This window comes from Arthrobacter sp. Cr_A7 (assembly GCF_029222765.1).
In the GTDB taxonomy this organism is placed as follows: domain Bacteria; phylum Actinomycetota; class Actinomycetes; order Actinomycetales; family Micrococcaceae; genus Arthrobacter.
In genome coordinates, this window is the sequence record NZ_JARHXQ010000106.1 from 1 (window position 1) to 1603 (window position 1603).

The following is a 1603-nucleotide window of genomic DNA, read 5'->3' on the forward strand; positions in this document are numbered from 1 at the left end:
CCAGTTGGGCTGCCGCCCCCCCCTTCGGCTGCCCCGCGCGCTGCCAGGCACGACCCAGTTCCGCAGATACTAAGTGTGCTTGGTATTTCAGCCGCTCCCCGGCTACGGTGGTAGGAAAGCCACCATCTGCAGGGAGGTTGAGAATGAGCCCGGACACACGTCCAACGCGTCCCGGCCGATGCAGGACCGCCGCCGCAGCGGCTGCCGTAAGTGCCGCCGTCGTTCTTTCCGCCTGCACCGGCGGCTCTCCTCCTCCCCCGGCCCCGAGCGAAACCGCCGCGACAGCAACGAACACCGGGACTACTGCCAGCCCCTCGGCATCAGCCCCGGCAACCGCGGCGCCGGCCACAGGCAGCGGTGCTGATGCGGCCGGAAACATCCCCCAGCTGGTGGAGAATCTTTCGCCATCGGTGGTCACCATCTTCACCGACGGCGGGCTGGGCAGCGGTGTGGTCTACTCCGAGGACGGCCTCATCCTGACCAATGAGCACGTGATCCGCGGCAACACCACGGTGGAAGTGGCATTCGCCGACGGCCAGCGGGTGGAGGGCACGGTCCGGGCCACCGACGCCGTGACGGACCTCGCCCTGGTCCAGGCCAACCGGACCGGCCTGCCGAAGCCGACGTACCAGACCAACCTGCCGAAAGTGGGCGAGGGGGCACTGGTGCTGGGCTCCCCGCTCGGCTTCGAAAACACTGCCACCGCCGGCATCATTTCCGGGCTCCACCGCTCCATCCCGGGCTCAGCCTCCAACAGCCTGTCCCTGGTGGACCTGATCCAGACCGACGCGCCCATCAGCCCGGGCAACTCGGGCGGTGCCGTGATCAACATGCGCGGCGAGATCATCGGGATCAGTGAGGCCTACCTCCCGCCGTCCACCGGCGCGGTGGCACTGGGCTTTGCCATCCCCGCGGCAACGGCCGTGGAAGTCGCGGAGGAGCTGCTCGCCGACGGCACCGCAGAGCACGCCTATGTGGGACTGACACCGGGCGAACTCACGCGGCAGATCGCCGAGCAGCTGGGCATTGACGCAAGCACCGGCGTCGTGGTTCTGAACGTTGACGAGGACGGCCCGGCCGGACGTGCCGGCATCCGCCCCGGCGACGTCCTGGAATCCATGGAAGGCGTGGAGCTGGACGCGCCGGAAAGGCTCCTGGCTGAACTCCGCAACCGCAACCCCGGCGACTCGGTCGGGTTCAAGGTCAAGCGGGGAGACGAGAACCTGGACATCAAGGCGGAACTCACCGAACGGCCCGCAAGTTAGCACCACCCCGACAGGAAGGTAAGACAATGAGCCACCCCAAAGATGAAGCAGACGCAGGATTCATCATTCCGGACCCGTCCAAGGTCCGCGAGGACGTACCCGGCGACGCCGGCGACGAAGCGAACGTGATCCGCTTCAGCGAAGAGCAGGCCCTTATTGAGGAGCAGGCCCACGGCATCCGGCCGGACACGTACAGCGTGCCCTCGGGCGGACCCACCATGGACGAGGCCCGCGGCAACATGGACCTCTCGGACCAAAGCCAGGGCGGGCGCGGGACCGGCCCCGAAGACGACAGCAGTGACGACGGCCTGCACGGCGGCGCCGAGTCCTGACTTCTT

The 1603-nt window shown here is 67.9% G+C and carries 2 protein-coding genes; both read left to right on the plus strand.

Annotated features, from left to right (window positions below):
* Positions 1 to 143: 143 nt before the first annotated feature.
* Positions 144 to 1265, plus strand: a complete 1122-nt coding sequence (locus tag P2Q66_RS06480; protein WP_275726474.1) for a trypsin-like peptidase domain-containing protein — start codon at positions 144 to 146, stop codon at positions 1263 to 1265.
* Positions 1266 to 1291: 26 nt separating this feature from the next.
* A complete protein-coding gene (locus tag P2Q66_RS06485; RefSeq protein ID WP_079597466.1) occupies positions 1292 to 1597 on the plus strand; it encodes a hypothetical protein in 306 nt (101 codons plus the stop codon).
* Positions 1598 to 1603 lie beyond the last annotated feature (6 nt).